General features: G+C 72.9%; 5 protein-coding genes. 1 reads left to right on the plus strand and 4 read right to left on the minus strand.

Annotation, left to right across the window (positions count from 1 at the left end; translation table 11 throughout):
- Positions 1–226: 226 nt before the first annotated feature.
- Genes hisI through H5J29_RS29235 form a run of 4 tightly spaced genes read right to left on the minus strand, consistent with a single transcriptional unit; the run spans position 227 to position 2,298 of the window.
- Positions 227–565, minus strand: a complete 339-nt coding sequence (gene hisI, locus H5J29_RS29220; RefSeq protein ID WP_181784202.1) for a phosphoribosyl-AMP cyclohydrolase — start codon at positions 563–565, stop codon at positions 227–229.
- 8 nt (positions 566–573) lie between these two features.
- Entirely contained in the window at positions 574–1,356 is a 783-nt protein-coding gene (gene hisF / locus H5J29_RS29225; protein WP_181784198.1) for an imidazole glycerol phosphate synthase subunit HisF, read from the minus strand.
- Positions 1,356–2,081: a bifunctional 1-(5-phosphoribosyl)-5-((5-phosphoribosylamino)methylideneamino)imidazole-4-carboxamide isomerase/phosphoribosylanthranilate isomerase PriA gene (gene priA / locus H5J29_RS29230; RefSeq protein ID WP_181784199.1), complete on the minus strand. Its 726-nt coding sequence runs from the start codon at positions 2,079–2,081 to the stop codon at positions 1,356–1,358. Before priA ends, hisF begins: the two co-directional genes overlap by 1 nt.
- 22 nt (positions 2,082–2,103) lie before the next feature.
- The gene (locus H5J29_RS29235; protein ID WP_181784200.1) at positions 2,104–2,298 is read right to left on the minus strand and encodes a hypothetical protein; all 195 of its coding nucleotides are present in this window, start codon (positions 2,296–2,298) and stop codon (positions 2,104–2,106) included.
- 38 nt (positions 2,299–2,336) lie between these two features.
- On the opposite strand from H5J29_RS29235, the gene H5J29_RS36670 reads away from it, so the two are divergent.
- A partial coding sequence (locus tag H5J29_RS36670) for a DUF1707 domain-containing protein (protein WP_181784201.1) occupies positions 2,337–2,448 on the plus strand: 112 nt, incomplete at its 3' end.

Below are 2,448 nucleotides of genomic sequence, written 5' to 3' on the forward strand. Positions count from 1 at the left end.
TTGCTCGCCGCGGCCGCGGTGGGCCTGCTCCCCCGCTGGGCGCGGTCCCCGCTCCGCCTGCCCTACCTCCCGATCGCGGAGGCGACCATCGTCCGCCTGGCGGGCCGGGGGGTGACCAGCGGCATCCGCTGGGTCATGTCCCCCTGACCGCGTTATGGAGCCACAACTGTCGTGTCGAACGCCGAGAACGACAGTTGTGGCTCCATAACGCGGGTGGGGTGGGGCTTTAGAGGAGGCGGTCGGCGTCGAAGCAGGTGCGGTCGCCGGTGTGGCAGGCCGCGCCCTCCTGGTCCACGACGACCAGCAGGGTGTCGCCGTCGCAGTCCAGGCGGACCTCGCGCACCTGCTGGACGTGCCCGGAGGTCTCGCCCTTGACCCAGTACTCCTGCCGCGACCGCGACCAGTAGGTCCCGCGGCGAGTCGTCAACGTGCGGTGGAGGGCCTCGTCGTCCATCCACGCCACCATCAGGACGTCCTTCGTGGACGCGTCCTGCACCACGGCACAGACCAGACCGTCGGCGTTCCGCTTGAGCCGCCGGGCGACCGCCGGGTCCAGTTCGGACACCTCGACCCTCACCGGACCTCCACGTGGTCGGCCCGCAGCACGTCCTTGACCTCGCCGATCCGCAGCTGTCCGAAGTGGAACACGCTGGCCGCGAGCACCGCGTCCGCCCCCGCGTGCACCGCGGGCGGGAAGTGCTCCAGCGCGCCCGCGCCGCCGGACGCGATCACCGGCACCGCGACGACCCGGCGCACCTTCTCGATGAGCTCGAGATCGAACCCGGCGCGGGTCCCGTCGGCGTCCATCGAGTTCAGCAGGATCTCACCGACGCCCAGCTCCTGACCCCGCGCGGCCCACTCGACGGCGTCGATCCCGGTGCCCGTGCGGCCGCCGTGCGTGGTGACCTCGAAGCCCGACGGCGTCGGTGGCCCGGCCGTGCCGTCCTGAGGCACGCGCCGCGCGTCGACCGACAGCACGATGCACTGCGAGCCGAACCGCCGCGCCATCTCGCCCAACAGCTCCGGGCGGGCGATCGCCGCGGTGTTGACCGAGACCTTGTCCGCGCCCGCGCGCAGCATGCGGTCGACGTCGTCGGGCGTGCGGATCCCGCCTCCCACGGTCAGCGGGATGAAGACCTGCTCGGCGGTGCGGCGGACCACGTCCACCATGGTCTCCCGCTCCCCCGACGACGCCGTGACGTCGAGGAACGTGAGCTCGTCGGCCCCCTCGGCGTCGTAGACCGCGGCCATCTCGACCGGGTCCCCGGCGTCTCGCAGCTCCTTGAAGTTGACGCCCTTGACCACCCGCCCGGCGTCGACGTCCAGACAGGGGATCACGCGGACCGCGACGCCCACTAGCGGACCGCCGCGAGCGCCTCGGGCAGGGTGAAGCGCCCCGCGTACAGCGCCTTGCCGACGATCGACCCCTCGAGCACCCCGGTCTCGGCCAGCGCGACCAGGTCCTTCAGCTCGGAGATCCCACCGGAGGCCACCACCGGCGACGGGGTCCTCGCGGCGACCTGCGTCAGCAGCTCGACGTTCGGGCCGGTCAGGGTGCCGTCGCGCGAGACGTCCGTGACGATGTAGCGGGACACCCCGTCGCGGTCCATGCGCGCCAGGGTCTCCCACAGGTCGCCGCCGTCCTGCGTCCAGCCGCGGGCGGCCAGCCGGTGCTGTCCGTCCTTGATCTTGACGTCGAGCCCCACGGCGATCCGCTCCCCGTGCTCGGCGCACACGCGGGCACACCACTCGGGGTCCTCCAGCGCGGCGGTGCCGAGGTTGACCCGCGCGCACCCGGTGGACAACGCACGGGCCAGCGACCCGTCGTCCCGGATGCCGCCCGACAGCTCCACCTTCACGTCCAGCTCACCGACGACGGCGGCCAGCAGCTCGGCGTTCGAGCCCTTGCCGAACGCCGCGTCGAGGTCGACGAGGTGGATCCACTCGGCGCCGTCCTCCTGCCACCTCAGCGCGGCCTCGCGCGGCGCGCCGTAGGAGGTCTCGGTTCCGGCCTCGCCCTGGACCAGGCGCACGGCCTGCCCGTCGGCGACGTCCACAGCGGGGAGAAGCGTGAAACTCACCGCACGAGACTACCCATCGCGCTCAGCAGAACGTGGTCGGGACCTGCGTCGGGCCGGGCACGGGCTGGTTCTCCGGACCCTCCTGGAGGTTCGTGACGCTCACCCGGCCGGTGCCGTCGGGCTGGGCGATCTGCACCCGCACCCACCAGACGTCCTTCCCGCTCGGCCGGTCGACACGGCTCCGTCGTCGATCTCGGTCGTCGACGAGGGAGCGCATCGTCGGACCCCGGTGGTACCGCTCGCTACTCTCCGCGCGTGGCGACCTCCCGCACCCGCGCGCGCGACACCGACCGCGACGCCCTGTGCCGCGCCCTCGACAAGGCCTTCGAGGAGGGCCAGCTCGACGGCGCCGAACACCGCGACCGCA

Origin of the sequence: Pseudonocardia pini (assembly GCF_013870575.1) — a bacterium.
Classification (GTDB): Bacteria; Actinomycetota; Actinomycetes; order Mycobacteriales; family Pseudonocardiaceae; genus Pseudonocardia; species Pseudonocardia pini.

What these genes read in the sequence shown, in the direction of transcription:
- H5J29_RS29235 (WP_181784200.1), bottom strand. Translation starts at nt 2,298, where the DNA reads ATGCGCTCCCTCGTCGACGACCGAGATCGACGACGGAGCCGTGTCGAC.